Here is a 24,084-nt window from a genome sequence, read left to right as displayed (position 1 = left end):
GAAATCCACTTGGGCCGCGACCAACCATCAGAAAGCCCGATCAAGGGTTTCTGGTACCGGAGGGCCGGTGCCTTGATGCAAACACCAAGGAGATTGAAACCATGACTTCTCGCAAAATGATCCAGTCCGCTGCTGTTGGCCTGCTTGCCGTTGGCCTGATGACCGTTGCTGCCACCGCCTCGGCCGCCGACAAGGAACAATGCTTCGGTATCGCCAAGGCGGGCAAGAACGACTGCGCCAGCAAGTTCAGCAAGCACTCCTGCGCCGGCCAGTCCAAGGTCGACAATGATCCCAATGATTTCAAGCTGGTGCCGACCGGTTCTTGCCAGCAGATGGGCGGCAAACTGCAACCGGCCGGTCACTGAGGCGGGGAGTGACGATGCCGATCCTGACGAACGCGGTGTCTCTGCCCGTGAGTGCCGGCATCGGTCTGCGTGCCCCGCACCTCGACGAGGTGCGGGCAGGCTGGCCGAAGCTGGGCTGGGTGGAAGTGCACAGCGAGAACTACTTCATGGCAGGCGGACCGGCACTGGCTGCGCTGGAATCGGTCCGGGCGCACTACCCGGTCAGCCTGCACGGGGTCGGCATGTCGCTGGGCGGGGCTGATGCACTGGATGCCCGCCATCTGCAACAACTCAAACGGCTGGTGGCGCGCATCGAGCCCGCCGCCGTTTCCGAGCATCTCTGCTGGTCGGCCATCGGTGGCCGCTGGCTCAATGACCTGCTGCCTTTGCCCTATACCAGAGAAGCCTTGCAGCGGGTCTGTGATCATGTCGAACAGGTTCAGCAGGTGCTGGGGCGCCAGATTCTGCTGGAGAATGTCTCCAGCTATCTGCGTTTCTTGCCCGAGGACATGCCGGAGTGGGATTTTCTCGCGGCAGTGGTGCAGCGAACCGGCTGCCTGTTGCTGCTGGATGTGAATAATATTCACGTCAGCGCCGTCAATCACGGCTTTTGCGCCGAATCATTCCTGGCCGCCATGCCCGCCGAGGCGGTGGCCGAAATCCACCTGGCAGGCTACGAAGAAGACGATGGTTTGTTGATCGATACCCACTCGCGGCCCGTGCACGAAGCGGTCTGGGCCCTGTACCGCTCGGCGCTGCAACGCTTTGGCCCGAGACCGACCCTGATCGAATGGGATCAGGACATTCCGCCGCTGAGCGAGCTGCTGGCCGAGGCCGCCCGGGCACAAGCCTGCCTGGATGACTGTCGGGAGGTGCGAAATGTCTGCCTTGCATGAGTTGCAACAGGCATTCGCCACGGCGGTCTTTGCCAATGAGGCGGACGACCTGCTGGCCTGCTGCGCCGGCGATCCGGCCCGTGCCGGGCGAGCCATCCAGGCCTATCGGCAAAGTGTGTTGTCCAATCTGGCGGGGGCCTTGCAGCTCACCTATCCGCTGGTGGGCCGAATTGTCGGCGAGCCCTTTATGCAGGCGGTCACCCGCCGTTATGCGCAGCGTTATCCCAGTAAGTCAGGCGATTTGAATCGCTATGGCGAGGCTTTTCCGGCATTTCTGGCCGGCCTGGAAGCCGTGGCCGGTTTGCCCTATCTGCCCGACGTGGCCCGGCTGGAGTGGCTGATGCTGCAGGTCAGCGGTGCGGCGGATGCGCCGCCACAAGATCTGTCGCTGCTGACGCGGACGCCGCCGGAAGATTGGGGTGCGCTGTGTTTCGAGCTGATGCCGGCGCATACCCTGCTGCAGTCCGACTGGCCGCTATACGACATCTGGCGCGTCAATCAGCCGGATCATGCCGGCGAAATGGCGATTGATTTCTCCTGCGCACAATCGGTGCTGGTCGTGCGAGAGGCCGCCGGCTTGACGGTCAGTCAGCTCCCGGCAGAAGGCGCGTTGGTGCTGGCGGCTCTCTCCGCCGGACAAACGCTGCAACAGGCATTGGATGCCGTGCCGGATGAGTCGGATTTTGATTTGCAGGCCCTGCTGGCCATGTTGATTGGCCGTGGCCTGCTGATTCGGGCCCGGGCCAGGGAGTGATCATGAAGAACGTATGGTGTCAGGGCTACCGGTTTTGCCTGCAGGTGATCACGTTGATTGAGTGCTGGGTGCGGCCGCTGTTTGATCTGGGGCTGCGTATTTATCTGTGGCAGGTGTTTTTCCGTGCCGGCTGGCTCAAGTTGTCTGACTGGTCCGGGACGCTGGACCTGTTCGACTATTTCTACAAGGTGCCGGTGCTGCCGCCACATCTGGCGGCTGTCATGGGCACGGCGGGCGAGGTCGGCCTGTCGACCCTGCTACTGTTCGGATTCTGCGGACGCTTTGCTGCCGCCGGGCTGTTCGTGACCAACCTCATGGCGGCCATTTCCTTTCCGGATATCCCGGAACTCGGCTTGAAAGACCATTATTTGTGGGGCGCCCTGTTGCTGGTGCTGGCTTTTCATGGCAGTGGTCGTCTGTCGCTCGATCACTGGTTCAATCAGAAACTGGGCAACTCGCGATCTTGAGCTGCCTTGATCGGACAGGATGACTGTCCAACTTCTTCATCAGGGGCAATCATGAATCCCTTGCGTCATCTTGGTATCGGTGGCCGGCTTGCGCTGGCTTTTGCCGTCTTGCTGGCCCTGCTGTTGCTGGTGGCGGGTCAGGCGCTGTCGCAAATGCAGCAGCAGCAAATGGTCACCCGCCAGATTGTCGACCAGCAGGCCGTGCGTCTGTCGCTGGCCGAGGATATTCAGCGACATGCCCAGGGGGCGGCGCTGCCCTTGCTGCAATTGCTGCTGACCAAAGAGCAGGCCCAGCGGATCCCGCTCTACAAGCAGATGGATGAGGCAAACGCGGCGGTGGATCAGTCGCTGGCCAGGCTGGTCAAGTCCGATGACGAACCGATGGACAAGACCCTGATTGATGCACTGGTGTCTCAGCGGGCCAGTTATGCCGACCTGTTTCACGAGACGGTGATCCAGATCGAGGTACAGGGACCGGAGGGCGCGCTGGCCCATTTTGTCGCCAAGACCCAGCCGGCGCTGCAGTCCGTGCTGGCCGCATCCACCGCTTTGGTCGACAAAGAGCGTCAGGCCATGCAGGACGGTCGTCAGCAGCTGGAGGTGGCTGTGGCACAGGCCCGGTTGCTGGTCAGTGGCATGGCGATCGTGGCCGTGTTGCTCGGTGCCCTGCTGGCGCTGCTGGTAACACGCAGCATCGTGCTGCCCCTGCGGCGTGCGGTGCAGTTTGCCGACCAGGTGGCGCAAGGGCAGCTGAGCGGTGAGCTGCAGGTGTCGGGAGGGGGCGAGCCGGCTGCGTTGGCGCAGTCGCTCAACAGCATGCAGCGAGCCTTGTCCGGCCTGATCAGCGCCATTCGTTCCTCCGCGGATCAGGTTCATGGTGCTGCCGGTGCCATGGCCGGACCGGTGGATCACGTGCGGCATGGCTCGCATGCCCAGCATGACGCTGTCGCCTCGGTGTCGACGGCCGTCAGTGGTCTGGCCAGCGAATCGCGCGCGGTGGCGGCGGCTGCGGATGAAACCCGAGATCAGGCAGAGCGGGCGCGCGATCTGGCCCGTCAGGGTTGCCGCATGATTGAAGACGCTTCGCGCGAGGTGGCTCGCATTGCCGTGACGGTCAGTGATTCGGCCTCTTCGGTCGAGGCGCTGCGCGAGCGGGCGCTGTCGGTGCGGCAGATGCTGGATACGGTCAAGGAAATTGCCGATCAGACCAACCTGCTGGCGCTCAATGCCTCGATCGAGGCGGCGCGTGCCGGCGAAACCGGACGCGGGTTTGCCGTGGTGGCGGATGAGGTGCGCAAGCTGGCCGATCGTACCTCGCAGGCGACGTCAGAAATCAATCGGGTGATTACCGCTATCGATGACGAAACCGGTGTGGCGGTGGCCCGTATCGGCCAGGGCAGGGAAGAGATGCAGCGCGGTGTGCAATTGATCGAGGGCATCATGCCGCCGCTGACCCAACTCAGCCAGGATGCGCAGAATTCACTGGATCAGCTGGATGGACTGCGCGAGACCCTGGGCCGTCAGGTGAGTGAAAGCCGCCAGATTGCCGCCAGTATCGAACGAATCGGCAGTATGGCGACCGAGAACCTGGGTGCAACCCAGTCGGTCGCCAGTACCAGTGACAGTCTCAAATGCCTGTCTCAAGCGCTAAGCGAGCAGGTGCGGCGTTTTCAGCTGGTCTGAGACAGGGGCGGGACTGGTTATAACCACGGTGGCTAATGGTATTTCCCGATATTATTTATGGGAATAAAAATCAGACGGTATAGTGCCATACTGCCTTCGCCATCGTGATGCCGCACCCATGACCTTACTTAACCGCCAATACAGCATGTTGCCGGGCTTCAGCCTGGCCTTCGGTGTGAGCCTGTTCTGGCTCGGACTGATCGTCATCCTGCCCTTTGCCGCGCTGATCGTCTCGACCGCAAGCATGGGCTTGCCGGCTTTCTGGCACACCATCAGCGACAGCCGTGTCTTGGCCGCCATCCGTCTGTCCTTCGTGGCGGCGCTGTACGCGGCGCTGATCAATGCCGTGTTTGGCCTGCTGGTGGCCTGGGTCCTGGTGCGCTATCCCTTTCCGGGTCGACGCCTGTTCGACGCGATGATTGATTTGCCCTTCGCCCTGCCGACGGCGGTGGCCGGCATTGCTCTGACCGCCCTGTATGCCCCTTCCGGCCTGATCGGCCAGTACCTGGCACCGTTGGGGCTGAAGGTGGCGTTCTCGCCGCTGGGCATTGTGGTGGCACTGACTTTCATCGGCCTGCCTTTTGTGGTGCGTACCGTGGAGCCGGTTTTGCTGGGCCTGGAGCGTGAGCTTGAAGAGGCCGCCAGCTGTCTGGGGGCGACACGCTGGCAAATCGTCCGACGGGTGGTTTTGCCTGCCTTGCTCCCCTCTCTGCTGACCGGGGTGGCACTGGCGTTTGCCCGCGGGGCGGGGGAATACGGTTCGGTGATTTTCATTGCCGGCAATATTCCGCGTGTGTCCGAGATTGCGCCGCTGATCATTGTGGCCAAGCTGGATCAGTACGATCAGAACGGTGCGACGGCCGTGGCGGTGGTCATGCTGGCCATTGCCTTTGTCTGCCTGTTGCTGATCAATGTGTTGCAGTGGCGCATTGCCCGGCGTCACGGCGCCGGACGTTGAGGAACCCTTCATGAGTGCTTACGTCGATTCGCGTGCGGGCAGCCCGGTCATCCGCTGGTCGTTGATTGTGCTGGCTGTCCTGTTCCTGACACTGTTCCTGCTCTTGCCGCTGTTCGTGGTGTTCCAGCAGGCCTTCAGCCAGGGGTTTTCCCTGTATGCGGCCGCTCTGGTCGATGAGGATGCGCTGGCAGCGATTCGTCTGACTCTGCTGGCCACCTCGGTGGCCTTGCCGCTGAACCTGATCTTCGGGGTCTGTGCCGCCTGGTGTATCGCCCGTTTCGAATTCCGCGGCAAAAGCCTGTTCACCACCCTGATCGATCTGCCGTTTTCCGTTTCGCCGGTGGTCGCCGGTCTGATGTATGTGCTGCTGTTCGGTGTGCATTCGCCGCTGGGGGGATGGCTCGAAGCGCATGGCTTCAAGGTGGTGTTTGCCGTCTCCGGCATCGTGTTGGCCTCGGTCTTTGTCACCTTCCCTTTCGTGGCGCGGGAATTGATCCCCTTGATGCAGTCACAGGGCTCGGAGGAAGAGCAGGCGGCGCTGGTGCTCGGCGCCTCGGGCTGGCAGACCTTCTGGCGTGTGACGGTGCCGAATATCAAATGGGGCTTGCTCTACGGCGTGATTCTGACCAATGCCCGGGCCATGGGCGAGTTTGGTGCCGTGAGCGTGGTGTCCGGCCATATCCGCGGCGAAACCATTACCCTGCCGCTGCACATTGAAATTCTTTACAACGAATACAACTTCGTCGGCGCCTTCGCCTGTGCTTCGCTGCTGACGCTGCTGGCCTTGCTGACTTTGCTGGCCAAAGCGCTGGTGGAGTGGCGTCAGCGTCGTGCCGACGCGCTGGCCACTACCCGGACGCTGGATCTGCGTCTGCAAGCCATGAGACCGCTTAACCAGGAGTCGGTATGAGTATCGAGGTTCGCAAGCTGAGCAAACGTTTTGGCGATTTCACCGCGCTGGATCAGGTGGATTTGCAGGTCAACCCCGGCGAGCTGCTGGCATTGCTCGGCCCGTCCGGCTGTGGCAAGACCACCCTGCTGCGCATGATTGCCGGACTGGATCAGCCGGATGCCGGACAGATCTTGTTTTCCGGCGAGGATGCTACCAGGCGGCACGTCAGTGAGCGGCAAGTCGGTTTCGTCTTTCAGCATTACGCGCTGTTTCGCCACATGACGGTATTCGATAACGTGGCGTTCGGCCTGTCGGTCAAGCCGCGTGCCACGCGCCCGGGCAAGGCGGAAATTCGCGAGCGGGTGATGTCTCTGCTCAAGCTGGTCCAGCTGGACTGGCTGGCCAATGCCTATCCGGCGCAGTTGTCGGGCGGGCAACGTCAGCGGATCGCGCTGGCGCGTTCGCTGGCGGTCGAGCCCAAGGTGCTGTTGCTGGATGAACCCTTCGGCGCACTGGATGCCAAGGTGCGCAAGGATCTGCGGCGCTGGCTGCGCGATCTGCACGATGAAATCCATCTGACCAGCGTGTTTGTCACCCATGACCAGGAAGAGGCACTGGAAGTCTCCGACCGGGTGGTGGTGATGAACCATGGCCGCATCGAGCAGGTCGGTGCGCCGGACGAGATTTACGAACATCCGGCCACGCCGTTCGTCACCCACTTTCTGGGGGATGTGAACCTGTTCCACGGCAGGGTGGAGCAGGGGCAGCTGACCATCGGGCCGTTTGCCCATCATGTTCAGGGTGTGGATGACAGCGAGCGGGCGGTGGCCTATGTGCGTCCGCACGATCTGGATATCAGCCGAGACCCGGCCGGTGCGCTGGCACAGGGGCGGGTCGAGCATATCCATGCGGTGGGACCGCTGGTACGGCTCGAGTTGCGCCGTGACGATGCCGAGCCCATTGAGGTGGCGCTGGCCAAGGAGCGTTATCGCGAGCTGGCGCTGGCGCCGGGAGATCTGGTGTATGTGCGGCCACGCAAGCTGGCGGTGTTTCCGGATGTTCAGGATTACGTGATCTGAGGGCTGGGCTTATTTGCGGTGATGGGCGATCAGCCTGGCCAGCGCCTCGGCGACCAGCGGGTGCTTCACCGCCTGAGCCGCCGCCTGCTCGATGGCGTCCAGGGCGCTTTCACCGATCACCAGTTTCTTTTCCCGCACCGGCGGTGCGATTTGCAGGTTGACGCGAACCTTGACCCGGTCTGCCGGATAGCCCAGTGCCGCCAGCTGCGGCAACAGGCCCGGCGCCAGCATGCGCAGCCGGGCGGCGATCAGGCCGTTGTCGGCAAACAGCAGCAGTTCCCCGTCTTCGATGCGCACGGCACGACAACTGGCCGCGACGGCTGGCGGCAGCATCTTGCGAAATGCCCGGTCCAGTTTCAGCAGGGCGCGGGCTTGTTCCGTCAGTTGAGCCAGAGTGCGATCATGGCTGGCGATTTGATACGGTGTGCGACTTCTCATGAATGGCTCAGTATGGGATTCGTCTGAATTCTAATTCATCATTGCGCTATTAAGCTGTCAGAAATCGCCGCTTGGTGCAAAGAAACGACCGGCTCGACGCAACAGCCTCTTGATTCAAAGCAATCATGCCCTGATATGCAGTGCATTGAATGTGCTAAACTCTCCGTCATTTTTGGCCTAGCTGGCTCCCCTGGATTCGATAGATGATTTCCTCGCTCCTCAAGAAAGTGTTCGGCAGCCGCAACGAACGGTTGCTGAAGCAATACCGCCAAGTGGTGGTTCGCATCAATGCCCTCGAAGAAGGCATGCGCTCGCTGTCCGATGAGGCGCTTGCAGGCAAGACCGCTGAATTCCGCCAGCGCCTGGCCGCCGGTGCCACGGTCGATGATCTGTTGCCGGAGGCGTTTGCCGTCTGCCGCGAAGCCTCGCGCCGGGTGCTGGGCATGCGCCATTTCGATGTACAACTGATCGGCGGCATGGTGCTCAATGCCGGCAAGATCGCCGAAATGCGCACCGGTGAAGGCAAGACCCTGGTCGCCACCCTCCCTGTCTACCTGAATGCCCTGACCGGCAAGGGTGTGCACGTGGTGACGGTCAACGATTATCTGGCCAGCCGCGATGCCGGTACCATGGGCCGCCTGTACAACTTCCTCGGCCTGTCGGTCGGCGTGAACCTCAGCCAGATGGATCACTCGACCAAGCAGGCCGCCTACTCCGCCGACATTACCTACGGGACCAACAACGAATTCGGTTTCGATTACCTGCGCGACAACATGGTCTTCAATCTGGGCGAGAAAGTTCAGCGCCCGCTGGCCTTCGCCGTGGTCGATGAAGTCGACTCGATCCTGATTGACGAGGCGCGTACCCCGCTGATTATCTCTGGTCCGGCGGAAGACAATCTTGATCTCTATACCCGGATGAATGCCATTCCCGGCAAGCTGCAGCGCCAGGAAAAGGAAGATGGCGAAGGTCACTACTGGGTGGACGAGAAGGGCCATTCGGTCATGCTGTCCGAGGCAGGTCACGAGCGCTGTGAACAGCTGCTGGCCGAAATGGGCATGCTGCGCGAGGGCGACAGCCTGTACTCCGCCACCAACATTTCGCTGATGCATCACCTGATGGCCGCGCTCAAGGCCCATTCGCTGTTCCTGCGTGACCAGCACTATGTGGTCCAGGATGGCGAAGTGGTGATCGTGGATGAATTTACCGGCCGTCTGATGCCGGGCCGCCGCTGGTCCGATGGCCTGCATCAGGCCGTGGAAGCCAAGGAAGGCGTCGAGATCAATCGCGAAAACCAGACGCTGGCCTCGATCACCTTCCAGAACTACTTCCGCCTCTATGGCAAGCTGTCCGGCATGACCGGTACCGCCGACACCGAAGCGTACGAATTCCAGGAGATTTACGGTCTGGAAACCGTGGTGATCCCGACCAACCGTCCGATGGTGCGCAAGGATGCGCAGGACAAGGTTTATCGTACCGCTGCCGAAAAATACCAGGCGATCATCGACGACATCGCCGATTGTCACAAGCGTGGCCAGCCGGTTCTGGTCGGTACCACTTCGATCGAGAACTCGGAGCTGATCTCGTCGCTGCTGACCCGCGCCAAGCTGCCGCACAACGTGCTCAATGCCAAGGAGCACGCCCGCGAAGCCGACATTGTGGTTCAGGCCGGTCGTCCGGGCGTGGTGACCGTCGCGACCAATATGGCCGGTCGCGGTACCGACATCGTGCTGGGTGGCAACCCGGAAACCGATATCCAGGCGGTGCGCAATGATGAGAGTCTGAGCGAAGAGCAAAAGCAGCAGCGCATCGAAGCCCTGCGCAGCGAGTGGCAGGAACGCCATGATGCCGTGCTGGCCGCCGGTGGTCTGCATATCGTCGGCACCGAGCGCCATGAGTCGCGCCGGATCGACAACCAGCTGCGCGGCCGTTCCGGTCGTCAGGGCGACCCGGGTTCCTCGCGTTTCTATCTGTCGCTGGAAGACCCGCTGCTGCGGATTTTTGCCTCCGATCGCGTCGCCGCGATCATGGAGCGGCTGAAAATGCCGGAAGGCGAGGCCATCGAGCATCCGTGGGTCAGTCGTTCCATCGAGAACGCCCAGCGCAAGGTGGAAGGCCGCAACTTTGACGTGCGCAAGCAGCTGCTGGAATACGATGACGTTGCCAACGATCAGCGCAAGGTGATCTATCAGCAGCGTAACGAGATTCTCGAAGACGAAGATGTCAGCGCCATCGTGACCAATATGCGCGAAGGCGTGCTGGGCGATCTGATCGACCTGCACATTCCGCCGGATTCAATGGACGAGCTGTGGGATCTGCCGGGGCTGGAGAAGGTGCTGGAAGCCGAGTACCAGTTGCATGCGCCGGTCAGCGAATGGCTGCAGCAGGAAGCCACGCTGGATATTCCCGATATCCGCGAACGCATCCTCAAGCTGGCCGAAGAGAGCTACGCCGCCAAGGTGGCCCTGGTCGGTGACGAGGGCATGCGCAAGTTCGAACATTCGATCGTGTTGCAGATGCTGGATTCTCACTGGCGCGAACACCTGTCGGCGATGGAGCATCTGCGTCAGGGGATTCATCTTCGTGGCTATGCACAGAAGAATCCGAAGCAGGAATACAAGCGCGAAGCCTTCGAGCTGTTTGCCGATATGCTGGAGCGCATCAAGCGCAGCGTGGTCGGTGTGCTGATGACGGTACAGATCCGCAGCCGCGAGGAAGTCGAGGCGCTGGAAGCACAGGAAGCACGAGAAACCTCGATGCACCATGACACCCCGGGGTCGGGCTTCTCAGATGAAGCGCTGAGTCCGGAGGCTCTGGCCGAGCGTGGTCTGCGCATCAGTCGCAATGATCCGTGCCCGTGCGGCAGCGGCAAGAAGTACAAGCAGTGCCACGGCCGTCTGGCCTGACCGCTTCGGTCCCGGTAACGAATGAACGCCACGCCTTGCGCGTGGCGTTTTTCATTTCGAGCCTTGGTTTCTGTCGGCGCTTGGAACGCATGTCGGCAGGGTTTGTCACGGTCGCGTCGGAAAGCAGGTAGTCCGCCATGCCCCCGTCTGGTAGGCTTACAGCAAATCACGACTGCCATAGCCCAACATGACTGCAAACGAAACCCTGTATCTGGCGTCCGGAAGTCCGCGTCGCCGCGAGTTGTTGACCCAGCTCGGCCTGCATTTCGAACGGATCCATGCCGATATCGATGAATCGGTGCTCCCCGGCGAAGACGCCCGGGTCTATGCCGAGCGCCTGGCGCGCGCCAAGGCCGATGCCGGCTGGTCGGTGGTGCAAAGCTGCGCTCTGCCGGAGCGAGCCTTGTTGTCAGCCGATACGACGGTGGTGCAGGACGGGGTCATTTTCGGCAAGCCACTGGATGCCGAAGATGCCCGGCGCATGTTGCAGGCATTTTCCGGTCGCACCCATCAGGTGATTACCGCGGTGGCCGTACGCCAGGGTGAGCGGGTGGAGCAGGTGACCTCGATCACCGACGTGACCTTCCGACCGCTGAGCGAGGCCGATATCCAGCGCTATCTGGACAGTGGCGAAGCCTTCGACAAGGCCGGCGCCTATGGCATTCAGGGCAAAGCCTCGGTGTTTGTCGAACGCATCAACGGCAGCTTCACCGGTGTCGTCGGTTTGCCGCTGTTTGAAACCGCGGCACTGTTGTCGCGCTTCGGCTACGTCTTTCCTTGAGGGGGCGCATGATGCATCAAACCATTCCCCTGCCGCGCGATGTTCCGCGCCACAAGGAACAGATTCTGGTCAACATCACCCCGCAGGAGACCCGTGTAGCGGTGCTGGAAGATGCCATCGTGCAGGAGCTGCACATCGAGCGTTCGGCCAGCCGCGGGATCGTCGGCAATATTTATCTGGGCCAGGTCAAGCGCGTACTGCCGGGCATGCAGTCGGCCTTTATCGAGATCGGCCTGGAAAGAGCGGCCTTCCTGCATATCGCCGACGTGCTGGAACAGCGCCAGCATCCGACCGAGCCACAGCGCATTGAGAAGATGCTGTTCGAGGGGCAGACGGTACTGGTGCAGGTCATCAAGGATCCGATCGGCACCAAGGGCGCGCGCCTGAGTACCCAGATCAGCCTGGCCGGGCGCTTCCTGGTGCATTTGCCTCAGGAAACCCATATCGGCATTTCGCAGAAAATCGAAAACGAAGAGGAGCGTCATTCGCTCAAGTCGCGGCTGGAGAAGCTGCTGCCGCCCGACATGCCGCATGGCTTCATCATCCGCACCAGTGCCGAGACCGCCAGCGATGAGGCATTGGCCGCCGACGTCGGCTACCTGTCCAAGCTGTGGACCGACATCCGCTACAAGTCGAAGAATCTGCCAGCGCAATCCCTGCTGTATGAAGATCTGCCGCTGTCCTTGCGTGTGCTGCGCGACATGGTCAGTGAATCGACCGAGCAGGTGATCGTCGACTCGACGGAAAACTATAGCCGCATGACCGAGTTTGCCGAGCAGTATGTGACGCTGGCGGTGGACAAGATTCAGCGCTACAGCGGTGAACGGCCGCTGTTCGAGTTGCACGGGATTGAAGCCGAGATCGACAAGGCGCTGGCGCGTCGGGTTAACCTCAAGTTCGGTGGTTATCTGATCATCGACCAGACCGAGGCGATGACCACCATCGACGTGAATACCGGCGGCTTTGTCGGCAACCGCAACTTCGACGAAACCATCTTCAAGACCAATCTGGAAGCGACCCAGGCACTGGCACGCCAGTTACGGCTGCGCAATCTGGGCGGCATCATCATTGTCGATTTCATCGACATGGAGAACGAAGAACACCGCAATTCGGTGCTCAACGAGCTGGCGCGCTCACTGGCGCGCGACCGCACCCGGGTGACCCTCAACGGCTTTACCAGCCTCGGACTGGTGGAGATTACCCGCAAGCGCACGCGTGAAAGCCTGGCTCATGTCTTGTGCGAGACCTGCCCGCAGTGTCAGGGCCGTGGCGAGGTCAAGACCGCCCAGACCGTCTGCTACGAGATTCAGCGTGAGATTGTGCGCGAGGCGCGGCAGTTCGAGGCGCGCGGCTTCCGCATCCTGGCTGCGCAGCCGGTGATCGATATGTTCCTGGATGAGGAGTCGCAGAGTCTGGCCATGCTGGTGGACTTCATCGGCAAGCCGGTGTCGCTGTCGGTGGAGAGCTCCTATACCCAGGAACAGTTTGACGTAGTGTTGTTGTAACCCGCGGTCGGGGTCTGCCCGGCCGCAGCAAGAAAGAAAACAGATGTCCGATATGCCTGAAGATCCCTTGTGGTCGGCGATTCTGCTCGAGGCCCAGGCCGCGGCCGAAGCCGAGCCCCTGCTGGCCAGTTTCCTGCACATGACGGTGCTGCGGCACCGCTCGCTGGAAGACGTGCTGGCGTTTCACCTCTCCAGCAAACTGGCCAGTCCGGTGATGGATGCCCGTGCCCTGATGGAGTTGTTCCGCGAGGCGTTTGATGCCGATGGCCGCATCATCGACAGCGTGCGCGCCGATATCGAGGCGTGTTACCAGCGCGATCCGGCTTGTGACGGTTATGCTACCCCCCTGCTGTATTTCAAGGGGTTTCATGCCATCCAGAGCCAGCGCATCACCCACTGGTTGTGGCTGAACGGACGTCAGCCACTGGCGCTGTTCCTGCAAAACCGCATTTCCGAGGTGACCGGTGCCGATATTCATCCGGCAGCCCGGCTAGGTCGCGGCATCTTGCTGGATCACGGCACCGGCGTGGTCGTCGGTGAAACGGCCGTGATCGGCAACAATGTCTCGATCCTGCATGGTGTCACCCTGGGCGGTTCCGGCAAGGAGCGCGGCGATCGCCATCCGAAGATCGGTGACGGTGTGATGCTCGGTGCCGGTGCAGCCGTCCTGGGCAACATCCATGTCGGCGAGTGCGCCAAGGTGGGCGCCGGCAGCGTGGTGCTGGACGAGGTCCCGCCACACTGTACCGTGGCCGGCGTGCCGGCCCGCATCGTCAGCCAGGGCACAGGCGGTACCCCCGCACTGGAGATGGATCAGCGCGTCTGACGCGTCTCTGCCGGACACGGTTTTCCGACGCTGGCTGGTGTAAAATCCGGCTTTTACCGCTTGCGAGATGCACATGAGTTCAGATTTGCTGGCCGGCCTCAATCCGGAACAACTGCGTGCCGTGACCTGGCCGGCGCAAAGCGCCCTGGTCCTGGCCGGTGCCGGCAGTGGCAAGACCCGTGTGCTGACCACCCGTATCGCCTGGCTGATCCAGACCGGGCAGATCAGCCCGGCCGGGGTGCTGGCCGTGACCTTTACCAACAAGGCGGCGCGCGAGATGCAGGCCCGGCTGTCCGCGATGATTCCGGTCAATGTGCGTACCATGTGGATCGGCACCTTTCACGGCCTGTGCAATCGCCTGCTACGGCTGCATTACCGTGATGCCGGTCTGCCGCAGACCTTCCAGATCCTGGATACCCAGGATCAGCTGGCGGCCATCAAGCGCCTGCTGAAAAGCCTCGAGTTGTCCGACGAGAAATTCCCGCCGCGCAGCGTGCAGCACTTCATCAACGGCAACAAGGAAGCCGGCCAGCGCCCGGATCGCCTGACTGCCCATGACTACTACGGCCAGAAGCTGATCGAGCTGTACGCGGCCTATGATGCCCAGTGCCGGCGCGAAGGTGTGGTCGATTTTGCCGAACTGCTGCTGCGCAGCTACGAATTGCTGTCGGCCAATCAGGCCCTGTGCGAGCACTACCGCAGCCGCTTCCGCTTTTTGCTGGTCGACGAGTTTCAGGATACCAACCGCTTGCAGTACGCCTGGCTGCGCCTGTTGGCCGGTACGGACAATGCCTTGTTCGCCGTCGGTGACGACGATCAGTCGATCTACGCCTTCCGCGGGGCGGAAGTCGGCAATATGCGCGCACTGCTGCGCGATTACGGCATCGGCGACGCCATCCGGCTGGAACAGAACTATCGCTCGGCAGGCACCATCCTCAAGGCCGCCAATGCCCTGATCGAGAACAATGACGGTCGTCTGGGCAAAAACCTGTGGACCGAGGCGGGGGACGGCGAAGAAATCCGCTTTTACGAGGCCTGGTCGGATGGGGATGAGGCGGAGTTCATTGTCGATGAGGCCCGCGCCCTCAAGCGCGAAGGGCTGAACCTGTCCGACATCGCCGTGCTGTATCGCTCCAATGCCCAGTCGCGGGCGCTGGAGCATGCGCTGGTCAATGGTCGCATCCCCTATCGCATCTATGGCGGCCTGCGCTTCTTCGAACGCCAGGAAATCAAGCATGCGCTGGCTTATCTGCGCCTGCTGGCCAATCCGGAGGACGACAATGCCTTGCTGCGGGTGATCAACCTGCCGGCACGCGGCATCGGTGCCCGGACCATCGAGAATCTGCAGGCGGCCAGCGTCGCGGGCGGCATGTCGCTCTGGCAGGCGGCCTGCGCCGCCGGCGGGGGACGCAGCGCGGCCAGTCTGGCCAGGTTTGTCTTGCTGATGGATGCCATGCGCGAGCGTGCCGAGGGCTTGACGCTGGCCGAGACGGTCAGCCTGGCCATTGATGACTCCGGCCTGCGCGCCATGTACGAACAGGACAAGAAGGACGGTGAGGAGCGACTGGCCAACCTGGACGAACTGGTCAATGCTGCCGCGGCATTCGTGGCCGATGAACCTTCGCTGGCCCTGATCGAGTTCCTCACCTCGGCGGCTCTGGAGGCTGGCGATCACCAGGCCGAAGCCGGTGAGGATGCGCTGCAATTGATGACGGTGCACGCGGCCAAGGGGCTGGAGTTCGACGCCGTGTTTGTTTCCGGTCTGGAAGAGGGGCTTTTCCCGCATGAAAACAGCCTGAATGACAGTAAAGGGCTGGAAGAAGAGCGACGGCTGATGTACGTTGCAGTGACACGGGCTCGCAAGCGTCTATATCTGACTTGTGCCCAGGCGCGCATGTTGCACGGTCAGAGCCGTTATCCGATCCGGTCGCGCTTTGTCGACGAAGTCCCCGCCGGACTGGTCAAGGTGCTGTCCGGACAGCAGGCGGCGGTGGCGCCGCAAGCCCCGGCGGCATGGCAGCGGGCACCACAGGGCCGCAGTAGTGCGGCGACCGATCATGGTTATCGCATTGGTCAGTCGGTGAGCCATGCCAAGTTTGGTCTGGGGGTGGTGGTCAATGCCGAGGGCGCCGGCAGTGATGTGCGCCTGCAAATCAATTTTGCCGAACACGGCATGAAATGGCTGGATCTGCGCTACGCCAAGCTGCAGCCAGCCTGAAGGCGGATGGAGCGATCAGGCAACCATGGGTGACAAGCCGAAAGCCGGCAAGCCGGCAATCCAGTCTGCCGCGCTCGGCTTGGGCGCGGAACCCGGGCATCGCGAGGAAGAGTACCGCAACAGCTTCAGTGGAAGGCTGTTTCTGGTCGTCGACAGCGTGCCGGAGATGCAGCGCGCCATGGGTATGACTCTGTCATCATTCGGGGCGGAGAAGGTCGAGTACGCCAACCGCGCCAGTGATGCGCTGTCCAAGATGGGGCGCTACGACTTCGATGTCGTGCTGTGTGACTATGACCTGGGCAATGGCTACGACGGCTTGTACCTGTTCGAAGAGGTCAAGGAACGCAATCTGATCAAGCAGTCCTGCGTGTTCATGATCGTGACCGGCGAGCGCCGTTCGCAACGCGTGATTTCTGCTGCCGAACTGGCCCCCGACGATTATCTGCTCAAGCCCTTCTCCGGCGAGATGCTGTCCCAGCGATTGTCGAAGGCCATGCGCAAGCGCACGGCCTTCCGCCCCATCGACGAAGCCATCCTGCGCAACGAGTATCTGGTCGCCATCGAAATCTGCAGCCGCAAGATCGCCGAGCGCGGAGAGTTCACGCTCGACTTCATGAAGATCAAGGGTTCGCTGTCGCTGCGTATCGGCGATTACGATACGGCGCGCAGCCTGTATATGGATGTGCTGCGCATGAAGGATGTGCCCTGGGCCAAGCTCGGTCTGGCCAAGGCGCTGACCGGCCTGAAGGCGCATGGCGAGGCCCGCATGCTGTTCGAGGAAGTACTGGCAGACAATGATCGCATCATGGAAGCCTACGATTGGCTGGCGCGCCTGCACCGGGACAGTGGTGAACTGGAGAAGGCTCAGGCCATCCTGCAGACCGCGACCGCCCTGTCGCCGGTGGTGATCCGGCGTCAGAAGCAGCTGGCCGAAGTGGCCTTCATGAACAATGACCTGGCCGTGGCGGAAGTGGCCTGCACCGAAACGCTGGAGATTGCCAAGTACACCTGGCATCGCAGCCCGAACCACTATGCCATGCTGGCGCGCGTGCAACTGGCTCAGGGGGAAACCGGTAACGCCAGTCGCACCCTGGGGCGGCTGCGGCGCGATTTCCGCTACAACCAGACCGGCGAATGGATGGCCGATGTCATCGACAGCCAGGTGCAGATTCACAGCGGCAATGGCATGCGCGCCGAGCAATTGCTGAAAGAGGCCGAAGCGCGCTTCGAGCAAATGGCGGATGGTCTGGATGCCGAGGCGCAGATGGAGTTCGCCCGCGCCTGCTACGCCCAGCACCGGACCCAGCTCGGCGATCAGGTGATGCGTGATCTGGTGCGCAATCACCATGATGACGAGTCCATGCTTAACCGGCTTGGCGTGCTGTTTGACGAGGTCGGGCGCGGAGAAGTGGGCCGCCGCCTGATTGCCGAGAATGTGCAGGGCGTGGTCGACATGAACAACCTGGCGGTGCGCGATGCTCAGAGTGGCGCTTATGATGCCGCCATTGAGCGCTTCGCCCGCGCTTTGACCGAAATGCCCAACAATATCCAGATCATGCTCAATCTGGTCAATGCCACCATGGCCTATGTGCATCGCCATGGCTGGCATGAAAGCTATATGCGACGCGCCAGCGAGCTGTTGATGAAGGTGAGGGACGTGGCGCCGACCAACAACAAATTCCAGAAACAGATGCAATCCTGGCGTCTTCTGACCGAAAAGCTGGGAAAACCGCACTGGGGCCTGTAGGTTTTGCCCGGTCTGCGCATCTTGCTGTTTTGTTGCCTTCCCGCTGTTGTTTTGGCCGGTTTTCGCCGTCTAAATAGGCTGATAATCTAATCAGTTTCAATTACAATATTCTGTTATTCCACAAGAAATATGGCAAAGCCATGCGAATGAGACTGGTCTATCTGACCTGCACATTGCTGTGGCTGGTAATGAGCGCGTTGATCGGGCTGTCTTTTGTCAGCCGTTCGGTATTTCGGGCCGAACAGGATTTTCACGCTTTCGAGCAGCATCTGGCTGAACAGCTCGGCCAGACCTTGAAAGCGAACGAAGTAGTGCTCTACAGCTATGCGGCCTTGCGATCGATCGATCGATCCGATTCGGCGGGCCGGGCCTTCGAGGCCAGTGTCCTGCCACATAATCCACAGATCAAACGCTTGTTCTATTTTCAGGATCTGAATGCGCCGGTGCATCGTGTTCAGCTGGAGCAGGCCGCCAATGGCGCCTTTTCCGCCGCGGATCTGACCCAGTTGCAGACTTTGCAGCAAGCCGTGGTGCTGCGTGGCGGCGCACCGGTGATGCAATTGCGCATGCAAGGTGGCAAAGAACCGGGCTATCTGCTGCTGCGCTCGGTCGATGCGTCCTTGCAGCACTTTGTCGGACTGCAGGTGTCTGCCGCGCGCTTGTTGCCGGATTTGCGCGGCCTGCCAGCAGGGGGGCAGTTGCGCATGTGGCAGGGGGAGCAAAGTGATCGCCTGTTGCTGAGTCAGCAGACGGCCGCACGGCGCAATATCGAGGTCTTGCTGTTTCCGCAGCTCTATTCGTTGCACCGCCTGGGCGGTGTGGATCAGCCGCTGACGATTCAATTGACCTGGCAGCTGGGCTTTGCCGAGGTGAATCCGCTGGATTGTCTGGTAGCCGGCCTGATTTCGCTGGGCCTGCTGGCGGTGATCCTGACGGGTCTGGCCAGCTACGCGCGGTTCATGGCGGGGAGCCAGGAGCGTGAAATGCGGCTGTTCTACATGGCCAACCATGATCGCCTGACCAATCTGGCTAATCGCAACCTGTTTTACGATCGTCTGCAGCATGCCATTTCTCGCCTGAATCGCAAGGGGAAGAGCCTGGCCGTGCTGTTTCTCGACATGGACCGCTTCAAGCCGGTCAATGACACCTATGGCCATGCTACCGGTGACCGCGTGCTGCAGGTGATTGCCGCGCGCCTGAAAGCCGAGCTGCGTACCGAGGACACGGTGGCCCGGCTTGGTGGTGATGAGTTTGCGGTACTGATCGAAGAGGTCGAGTCCAAGCAGGAGGTCACCCAGGTGGTCGAGCGCCTGAAACGTGCCATCGAGCGCAGTTACGATATGGACGGTCATCACATCCAGCTCGGGGTCAGTATCGGGGTCGCCTACTATCCGGAGGATGGTGTCCTGATCGAGGAGCTGCTGTCCGTTGCTGATCGCAAGATGTATGGTGAAAAGAACGAGCCGGTTCTGGTCGTCTGAGGCGCTATGCCAGATGCGAACGGGATCGATTTACAGTACAATCGGGTCAAGTATCCGTTTCAGGAGTCGGCATGTACCAGTCTGATTTCACCAAATTCATGCAGGATTTTCTGCAAAAGAATCCGCAGATTGACACCCAGCGCCAGGAGCTGCGCCTGACCTGGTGGGATCGTCAGCCTGACCTGGATGACCAGCGTCGCTGGCGCGAATCGCGCGTGCCGCAAAAACCCTATGTTTACCAGCCGGATTGATGCCGGCGGAAAATGCCTGATTCGCCCCTGACAACGCCCTGCCGGGCGTTGTTTGCTTTCCTGTGACCCGAAATCATGACCAGACAATCCATTCCGCTCGATGGCGGCCTGACCGGTTACCTGCACGCCATCGGCGTGACCGAACATCCTGTCATGCGCGAACTGCGCGAGTTTACTGCCGGCCATCGCCTGGCCAAAATGCAGATCGCCCCCGAACAGGGACAGTTCATGGGCTGGCTGGCGCGGCTGATCGGTGCACGGCGCTACCTTGAAATCGGTGTCTTTACCGGGTACAGCGCCCTGTCGGTGGCCCTGTCCCTGCCAGCGGACGGCGAGGTCGTGGCCTGCGATGTCAGCGAAGAGTTCACCCGGATCGCGCGCGAGTACTGGCAGAAAGCCGGCGTGGCCGATCGCATCCACCTGACCTTGCAGCCGGCCATCCGAACCCTGCAATCCCTGCTGCAACAGGGACAGCACAATGCCTTTGACATGGCTTTCATCGATGCCGACAAGCCGGGTACGCCCGATTATTTTGAGGCCTGCCTGCAATTGGTCCGGCCGGGCGGCGTCATTCTGCTCGACAATATTTTCCTCGGTGGCCGCGTGGTGTCTCCGCGCGAGGAAGATCCGCCCGGCGTACAGATCATGCATGACTTCAATGCCGCGCTGGCGCGCGATGAACGTATCCATCTGAGTGTGCTGCCAATGGGTGATGGCATGACATTGGCTATGAAATTGTGAACTAACACCGGGGAGGCATGTCTGACATCCTCTTTGCAGTGCACTGCACACGGCCAGGGTTGGCCGGTGCTATGATGTGGGCTGATACCTAACCCGATCCGACTATGCTGAATCGCCGCCCCCGCCGCCAGATCAATCAGATGAATGTGGTGCCCTATATCGACGTCATGCTGGTGTTGCTGGTGATTTTCATGATTACCACGCCCATGTTCACGCCGGGTGTCATCGATGTTCCCAGTGTTTCCCAGGCGCGTACGCCGGATGTTCAGCCCGTTGAGGTTGAACTCGACAGCAGCGGCAACATTACGCTGAAGGGGGCCGACAAGACGCAAACCTTCACCAGTGTCGATGCCTTGACCGCTGCCGCCAGTACGATGGCGCAGAATGATCAGCCCTTTGCCATTTCTGCGGCGCGCGACATGAAATATGAAGATGTGCTCAAGGTGGCGGATGCGCTGCACAAGGCCGGCATCAAGCGGGTGGCCCTGACGGTGAAGCAAAGCCAATGACCTCGCCGCGCGGCCTGAGCCGACCCGCCCTGTTCTCGCTGCTGTTGCATGCTGCGCTGATCGCTGTGCTGGTGCTGGCGGCACGCCAAACCGTCATGACCGAGCCGGCACCGGTGTCGGTGGAACTCTGGTCAGCCGCGCCCGTGGCAACGGTAGCCGCGCCGCAGCCGGTGGCCCAGCCTGTCGTACCGCCCCCCCAGCCTCAGACCGTGACGCCGGCAGAAGCCCCGAAGGCCGATGTGCAACTGGCGCATAAGCCCGAGCCCAAAAAACAGGAGGCGTCGCATCCCTCCGTGCGACAGCCGCCCAAGCCGGCCGCGCCGCCGGCGCCCAAGCCCGAACCCAAAGCCAAGCCTGTGCCGCCGCCTGTCAGCAAGGCCAAGCCGGCCAGCAAGCATCCGATCGATGACAGCAATGATCTGTTGTCGGAGCTGGGCAGCAGCACCCATGCGCCCAATTCGAAGGTGACTCAGGCCGGTGCGGCCAATGGGGTTGCCGGTGGTGTGCCGAACGGCTCCGCTCAGGCGCGTGACAATTACGCCGCCAAGGTGCGCGCCAAGATTCTGCCGCTGGTGCAGCTCCCGCCCGGTCTGCAGGGCAATCCCAAGGCGGTGGTTCAGGTGGTCTTGCTGCCGACACTGGAAGTGCGCAGCGTGACCCTGCTTCAGTCGAGCGGCAATCATGCCTATGACGAAGCGGTACAACGTGCCATTCGTGAGGCCGGGACATTCCCCTCCTTGCCTGCAGGGACCCGCTTTGGTGATGTGCGCCAGCTGAAGCTGGAGTTCAGGCCAAGTTGATCATGATTTGCTAATTTATTTGTATATCAGTTAAATAAATTGATATTTGAGGGAACTAATGATTAGTTCAAAGTATCTGTTCAGAGTACTGTTGATTGTCTTAGCTTTCGCGAGTGGTATAGCGAAAGCAGATATGACAATTGAAATTGTTGGCGGCGGCGCGACGCGTCATGCCATCGCCATCGTGCCGTTCAAGGATGAGAGCACACGGCTGCGAGATCCGCTGACGCTGGTGGTACGCAACGATCTGAATATTTCCGGTCTGTTTCGCGTGCTGGATGCGGGAACGGTGAATGATCTGCCGAGTGCGCCGGCTGGGATTCACTATCCGCTGTGGCAGGCGGCCGGGGCACAATCGGTGGCCGTTGGTTCGGTGGTCGATGCCGGCAATGGTCAGGTGACCGTGTCGTTTGCCCTGATGGATGTTGCGCAGAAAAAGCAACTGACGGCCGGGCAGTTTACCGTGACGCCGGATCAGGGGCGGCAGGTGGCGCACAAGATCGCCGACATGATCTATCAGGCCATTACCGGTCAGCAGGGGATTTTCGGCACGCGCATCGTGTATGTGCTCAAGCAGGGCAATGCCAGCTACCAGTTGCAGGTGGCGGACATGGACGGCGCCCGGGCCCAGACGATCCTGCGCTCGAAAGAGCCGATCATGTCACCGGCCTGGTCGCCGGATGGGCGTTATCTGGCCTATGTGTCGTTCGAGACCCGCAAGCCGGTGGTCTGGGTACAGGACCTGGCGACCGGCAAGCGACATGCTGCCGCCAATTTCAAGGGCAGCAATTCGGCACCGGCCTGGTCGCCGGATGGCAGCAAGCTGGCCGTGGTACTGACCACGACCGGCAACTCGGAGCTGTATCTGGTCGGCCCGGATGGCGGCACGCCGCGGCGGCTGACCTTCAGCGATGCCATCGACACCGAACCCTCGTGGTCGGCCGATGGTTCGCAGATCCTGTTCGTGTCGGACCGCGCCGGTGGCCCGCAGATTTATTCGATGGCCGCTGCCGGTGGCGCAGCGACCCGATTGACCTGGCAAGGTAGTTACAACGTGTCACCGCGACTGTCGCCAGATGGCAAGACCCTGGCCTATATCCAGCGACAGGCGGGTGCATTCCGCGTGATGATGCAGGATATGACCAGTGGGGACACCCGAGTGTTGTCGAGTGATCCCTACAATGAACGACCCAGTTTTGCGCCCAATGGCCAGATGGTGCTGTATGCCAGTGTGCAGGGTGGTCAAAGCGTGCTTTATGCCGCCACGCTGGATGGCGCCAACAAGGCACGGCTGGCCGTACTGCATGGTGAAGTTCAGGACCCGGCCTGGGGGCCGTTTACAAACCATTGATCAGTTTGATCCGCGTGAAGGAGTAGGTTATGAACTGGAAACACTTGCTTGTTGGTACCGCTGCCGTCTCTCTGCTTGCTGCCTGCTCGAGCACCAAGCCGCCGGAAACCAACACTTCGGCCGCCTCGGCCAGCCAACCGGCTGCACCGGTCGATTCCGCCTCGACCAAGTCGGCCCAGACCCCGGTGGATCCGCTGAATGATCCGAACAGCCCGCTGGCTCAACGCAGCGTGTACTTCGACTTCGACTCCTCGCTGGTCAAGGATGAGTACAAGCCGCTGATCAGCGCCCATGCCGATTATCTGAAGGGTAATGCGGCACACAAGATCACCATTCAGGGCAATACCGACGCCCGTGGCAGCCGCGAGTACAACCTGGCCCTGGGTCAGCGCCGAGCCGAGAGCGTGAAGAAAGCCATGGAAGTGCTGGGTGTGCCGGACAAGCAACTGGAAGCGGTGAGCTTCGGCAAGGAAAAGCCGAAGGCTGAAGGCAACAGCGATGCCGATTACGCCCAGAACCGTCGTGACGATATCGTGTATGACGGCCAGTAAGCCGTGATCCTGCGTTGTCCATGACATTACGGCCGGTGATCGTTAAGATGACCGGCTGTTTCCTTTTGTGGAGCCCCTGATGAAACGCCTTGCCATTGGCTGTGTCTTGCTGAGCCTGGTTTCCGGTTGCGCGACCAACTCCGATCTGGAGGCGACGCGCCAACAGATCTCTCAGGTCAACCAGCAGGCCAGTGCCCGCCTCTCCCAGATTGAAACCAAGCTTTCCAACGACAAGCTGCTGGACATGGTCAGCCAGCTGGATGACTTGCGGGCTCAGGTCGCCAAGCTCAGTGGCCAGGTAGAAGTGCTGAACTACAACCTGCAGAGCACCCAGAAGCGGCAGAATGATCTGTATACCGACCTGGATGGTCGCCTGACGAAGCTGGAAACGCCGGCTTCCGCCGCTGCGAGCAGTGCCCCTGCGGCTTCGGTGCCCCCCGCTGGTGCCAGCGCCCAGACAGTGCCGGACTATGACCGCGCCCTGAATCTGCTGCGCCAGCGCAATTTTACCGACGCCATTCCGGCCCTGGACCAGTACATCAAGCAGAATCCGGATTCGCCGCAGGCAGTCGAGGCGCTGTTCTGGATTGGTGTCGCCCATACGGCGCTCAAGCAATATGATGCTGCCATCGCCATCCATCGTCAGTTCGTCACGCAGAACCCCAATCATCCGAAGGCCCCGGATGCCATGCGTAACATCGCCAGCTGCCAGATCGAGCTGTCGCAGAACGATGAAGCCAAGGTCACCCTCAAGCGACTGATCAAGCTCTATCCGAAGAGTGCGGCGGCCACCAAGGCCAAGACCATGCTCAAGAGTCTTTAAGGTCCGCTTTGTCCGGGAAGCCCGCAGTACATTGCGGGCTTCTTCATTTTCCCAGGCGACCGGAAGGACTGGCCGGCCAGTCT

Annotated in this window: 23 protein-coding genes; 22 read left to right on the top strand and 1 reads right to left on the bottom strand. The window is 61.2% G+C overall.

The annotated features are described in order from the left end of the window. Positions 1-101: 101 nt before the first annotated feature. The 8 genes from AACH39_RS10050 (at position 102) to AACH39_RS10015 (ending at position 7,073) form a co-directional block, all read left to right on the top strand. Complete coding sequence (locus AACH39_RS10050) at positions 102-365, top strand: DUF2282 domain-containing protein (protein WP_215780281.1); 264 nt, start codon at positions 102-104, stop codon at positions 363-365. Between the two features lie 14 nt (positions 366-379). Further along, a complete protein-coding gene (locus tag AACH39_RS10045; protein WP_215780282.1) occupies positions 380-1,240 on the top strand; it encodes a DUF692 domain-containing protein in 861 nt (286 codons plus the stop codon). Further along, a complete protein-coding gene (locus tag AACH39_RS10040; protein WP_338619824.1) occupies positions 1,224-1,994 on the top strand; it encodes a DNA-binding domain-containing protein in 771 nt (256 codons plus the stop codon). Before AACH39_RS10045 ends, AACH39_RS10040 begins: the two co-directional genes overlap by 17 nt. Positions 1,995-1,996: 2 nt before the next feature. Beyond that, a complete protein-coding gene (locus AACH39_RS10035; RefSeq protein WP_215780287.1) occupies positions 1,997-2,461 on the top strand; it encodes a DoxX family protein in 465 nt (154 codons plus the stop codon). A gap of 51 nt (positions 2,462-2,512) precedes the next feature. Continuing rightward, a complete protein-coding gene (locus AACH39_RS10030) occupies positions 2,513-4,144 on the top strand; it encodes a methyl-accepting chemotaxis protein (RefSeq protein ID WP_338619823.1) in 1,632 nt (543 codons plus the stop codon). A 118-nt stretch (positions 4,145-4,262) separates the two neighbouring features. Further along, positions 4,263-5,102, top strand: coding sequence for a sulfate ABC transporter permease subunit CysT (cysT, locus tag AACH39_RS10025; RefSeq protein WP_215780289.1), 840 nt, complete (start codon positions 4,263-4,265; stop codon positions 5,100-5,102). 10 nt (positions 5,103-5,112) lie between these two features. Next, positions 5,113-6,012 carry a sulfate ABC transporter permease subunit CysW gene (gene cysW / locus AACH39_RS10020; protein ID WP_215780290.1) on the top strand — a complete coding sequence of 300 codons (900 nt, stop codon included), beginning with the start codon at positions 5,113-5,115 and terminating at the stop codon, positions 6,010-6,012. Beyond that, positions 6,009-7,073: a sulfate ABC transporter ATP-binding protein gene (locus AACH39_RS10015; RefSeq protein WP_215780291.1), complete on the top strand. Its 1,065-nt coding sequence runs from the start codon at positions 6,009-6,011 to the stop codon at positions 7,071-7,073. The genes cysW and AACH39_RS10015 overlap by 4 nt, the downstream gene beginning before the upstream one ends. A gap of 9 nt (positions 7,074-7,082) precedes the next feature. Here the strand turns inward: AACH39_RS10015 and AACH39_RS10010 are convergent, their stop codons facing one another. Continuing rightward, on the bottom strand, positions 7,083-7,511 hold the full coding sequence (locus AACH39_RS10010; protein WP_215780292.1) for a DciA family protein: 429 nt from the start codon (positions 7,509-7,511) through the stop codon (positions 7,083-7,085). Between the two features lie 203 nt (positions 7,512-7,714). On the opposite strand from AACH39_RS10010, the gene secA reads away from it, so the two are divergent. The 14 genes from secA (at position 7,715) to ybgF (ending at position 24,001) form a co-directional block, all read left to right on the top strand. Next, entirely contained in the window at positions 7,715-10,417 is a 2,703-nt protein-coding gene (secA, locus tag AACH39_RS10005; RefSeq protein WP_338619821.1) for a preprotein translocase subunit SecA, read from the top strand. 187 nt (positions 10,418-10,604) lie between these two features. Beyond that, the gene (locus AACH39_RS10000; protein ID WP_338619819.1) at positions 10,605-11,198 is read left to right on the top strand and encodes a Maf family protein; all 594 of its coding nucleotides are present in this window, start codon (positions 10,605-10,607) and stop codon (positions 11,196-11,198) included. Positions 11,199-11,206: 8 nt separating this feature from the next. Continuing rightward, the gene (gene rng / locus AACH39_RS09995) at positions 11,207-12,703 is read left to right on the top strand and encodes a ribonuclease G (RefSeq protein WP_252346144.1); all 1,497 of its coding nucleotides are present in this window, start codon (positions 11,207-11,209) and stop codon (positions 12,701-12,703) included. Between the two features lie 43 nt (positions 12,704-12,746). Next, entirely contained in the window at positions 12,747-13,529 is a 783-nt protein-coding gene (gene cysE, locus AACH39_RS09990) for a serine O-acetyltransferase (RefSeq protein WP_215780298.1), read from the top strand. A 73-nt stretch (positions 13,530-13,602) separates the two neighbouring features. Beyond that, entirely contained in the window at positions 13,603-15,747 is a 2,145-nt protein-coding gene (locus AACH39_RS09985; protein WP_215780299.1) for a UvrD-helicase domain-containing protein, read from the top strand. A gap of 25 nt (positions 15,748-15,772) precedes the next feature. Then, positions 15,773-17,494 carry a response regulator gene (locus tag AACH39_RS09980; protein ID WP_215780300.1) on the top strand — a complete coding sequence of 574 codons (1,722 nt, stop codon included), beginning with the start codon at positions 15,773-15,775 and terminating at the stop codon, positions 17,492-17,494. A gap of 140 nt (positions 17,495-17,634) precedes the next feature. Further along, the gene (locus tag AACH39_RS09975) at positions 17,635-18,975 is read left to right on the top strand and encodes a GGDEF domain-containing protein (RefSeq protein WP_338619814.1); all 1,341 of its coding nucleotides are present in this window, start codon (positions 17,635-17,637) and stop codon (positions 18,973-18,975) included. 71 nt (positions 18,976-19,046) lie between these two features. Then, on the top strand, positions 19,047-19,226 hold the full coding sequence (locus tag AACH39_RS09970) for a DUF3460 family protein (protein WP_215780302.1): 180 nt from the start codon (positions 19,047-19,049) through the stop codon (positions 19,224-19,226). Positions 19,227-19,301: 75 nt separating this feature from the next. After that, positions 19,302-19,967: a class I SAM-dependent methyltransferase gene (locus AACH39_RS09965; RefSeq protein WP_338619811.1), complete on the top strand. Its 666-nt coding sequence runs from the start codon at positions 19,302-19,304 to the stop codon at positions 19,965-19,967. A 104-nt stretch (positions 19,968-20,071) separates the two neighbouring features. Further along, a complete protein-coding gene (locus tag AACH39_RS09960) occupies positions 20,072-20,476 on the top strand; it encodes a biopolymer transporter ExbD (RefSeq protein ID WP_215780305.1) in 405 nt (134 codons plus the stop codon). Next, positions 20,473-21,276, top strand: a complete 804-nt coding sequence (locus AACH39_RS09955; RefSeq protein WP_215780308.1) for an energy transducer TonB — start codon at positions 20,473-20,475, stop codon at positions 21,274-21,276. Before AACH39_RS09960 ends, AACH39_RS09955 begins: the two co-directional genes overlap by 4 nt. A gap of 58 nt (positions 21,277-21,334) precedes the next feature. Beyond that, positions 21,335-22,627: a Tol-Pal system beta propeller repeat protein TolB gene (tolB, locus tag AACH39_RS09950; RefSeq protein WP_338619809.1), complete on the top strand. Its 1,293-nt coding sequence runs from the start codon at positions 21,335-21,337 to the stop codon at positions 22,625-22,627. 29 nt (positions 22,628-22,656) lie between these two features. Then, a complete protein-coding gene (pal, locus tag AACH39_RS09945; RefSeq protein ID WP_215780313.1) occupies positions 22,657-23,178 on the top strand; it encodes a peptidoglycan-associated lipoprotein Pal in 522 nt (173 codons plus the stop codon). Positions 23,179-23,257: 79 nt separating this feature from the next. Continuing rightward, entirely contained in the window at positions 23,258-24,001 is a 744-nt protein-coding gene (ybgF, locus tag AACH39_RS09940) for a tol-pal system protein YbgF (protein ID WP_338619808.1), read from the top strand. Positions 24,002-24,084 lie beyond the last annotated feature (83 nt).

The sequence above is a fragment of the Paludibacterium flexuosum genome, assembly GCF_037076605.1.
Taxonomy (GTDB): Bacteria; Pseudomonadota; Gammaproteobacteria; order Burkholderiales; family Chromobacteriaceae; genus Paludibacterium.
The sequence above is the reverse complement of the archived record's forward strand: the minus strand, read 5'-3'. Positions and strand labels throughout refer to the sequence as shown.

Bases quoted from the DNA above. Each gene is read 5' to 3' on its own strand.
- AACH39_RS10050 (WP_215780281.1), top strand. From the start codon at position 102: ATGACTTCTCGCAAAATGATCCAGTCCGCTGCTGTTGGCCTGCTTGCC.
- AACH39_RS10045 (WP_215780282.1), top strand. From the start codon at position 380: ATGCCGATCCTGACGAACGCGGTGTCTCTGCCCGTGAGTGCCGGCATC.
- AACH39_RS10040 (WP_338619824.1), top strand. From the start codon at position 1,224: ATGTCTGCCTTGCATGAGTTGCAACAGGCATTCGCCACGGCGGTCTTT.
- AACH39_RS10035 (WP_215780287.1), top strand. From the start codon at position 1,997: ATGAAGAACGTATGGTGTCAGGGCTACCGGTTTTGCCTGCAGGTGATC.
- AACH39_RS10030 (WP_338619823.1), top strand. From the start codon at position 2,513: ATGAATCCCTTGCGTCATCTTGGTATCGGTGGCCGGCTTGCGCTGGCT.
- cysT (WP_215780289.1), top strand. From the start codon at position 4,263: ATGACCTTACTTAACCGCCAATACAGCATGTTGCCGGGCTTCAGCCTG.
- cysW (WP_215780290.1), top strand. From the start codon at position 5,113: ATGAGTGCTTACGTCGATTCGCGTGCGGGCAGCCCGGTCATCCGCTGG.
- AACH39_RS10015 (WP_215780291.1), top strand. From the start codon at position 6,009: ATGAGTATCGAGGTTCGCAAGCTGAGCAAACGTTTTGGCGATTTCACC.
- AACH39_RS10010 (WP_215780292.1), bottom strand. From the start codon at position 7,511: ATGAGAAGTCGCACACCGTATCAAATCGCCAGCCATGATCGCACTCTG.
- secA (WP_338619821.1), top strand. From the start codon at position 7,715: ATGATTTCCTCGCTCCTCAAGAAAGTGTTCGGCAGCCGCAACGAACGG.
- AACH39_RS10000 (WP_338619819.1), top strand. From the start codon at position 10,605: ATGACTGCAAACGAAACCCTGTATCTGGCGTCCGGAAGTCCGCGTCGC.
- rng (WP_252346144.1), top strand. From the start codon at position 11,207: ATGATGCATCAAACCATTCCCCTGCCGCGCGATGTTCCGCGCCACAAG.
- cysE (WP_215780298.1), top strand. From the start codon at position 12,747: ATGTCCGATATGCCTGAAGATCCCTTGTGGTCGGCGATTCTGCTCGAG.
- AACH39_RS09985 (WP_215780299.1), top strand. From the start codon at position 13,603: ATGAGTTCAGATTTGCTGGCCGGCCTCAATCCGGAACAACTGCGTGCC.
- AACH39_RS09980 (WP_215780300.1), top strand. From the start codon at position 15,773: ATGGGTGACAAGCCGAAAGCCGGCAAGCCGGCAATCCAGTCTGCCGCG.
- AACH39_RS09975 (WP_338619814.1), top strand. From the start codon at position 17,635: ATGCGAATGAGACTGGTCTATCTGACCTGCACATTGCTGTGGCTGGTA.
- AACH39_RS09970 (WP_215780302.1), top strand. From the start codon at position 19,047: ATGTACCAGTCTGATTTCACCAAATTCATGCAGGATTTTCTGCAAAAG.
- AACH39_RS09965 (WP_338619811.1), top strand. From the start codon at position 19,302: ATGACCAGACAATCCATTCCGCTCGATGGCGGCCTGACCGGTTACCTG.
- AACH39_RS09960 (WP_215780305.1), top strand. From the start codon at position 20,072: ATGCTGAATCGCCGCCCCCGCCGCCAGATCAATCAGATGAATGTGGTG.
- AACH39_RS09955 (WP_215780308.1), top strand. From the start codon at position 20,473: ATGACCTCGCCGCGCGGCCTGAGCCGACCCGCCCTGTTCTCGCTGCTG.
- tolB (WP_338619809.1), top strand. From the start codon at position 21,335: ATGATTAGTTCAAAGTATCTGTTCAGAGTACTGTTGATTGTCTTAGCT.
- pal (WP_215780313.1), top strand. From the start codon at position 22,657: ATGAACTGGAAACACTTGCTTGTTGGTACCGCTGCCGTCTCTCTGCTT.
- ybgF (WP_338619808.1), top strand. From the start codon at position 23,258: ATGAAACGCCTTGCCATTGGCTGTGTCTTGCTGAGCCTGGTTTCCGGT.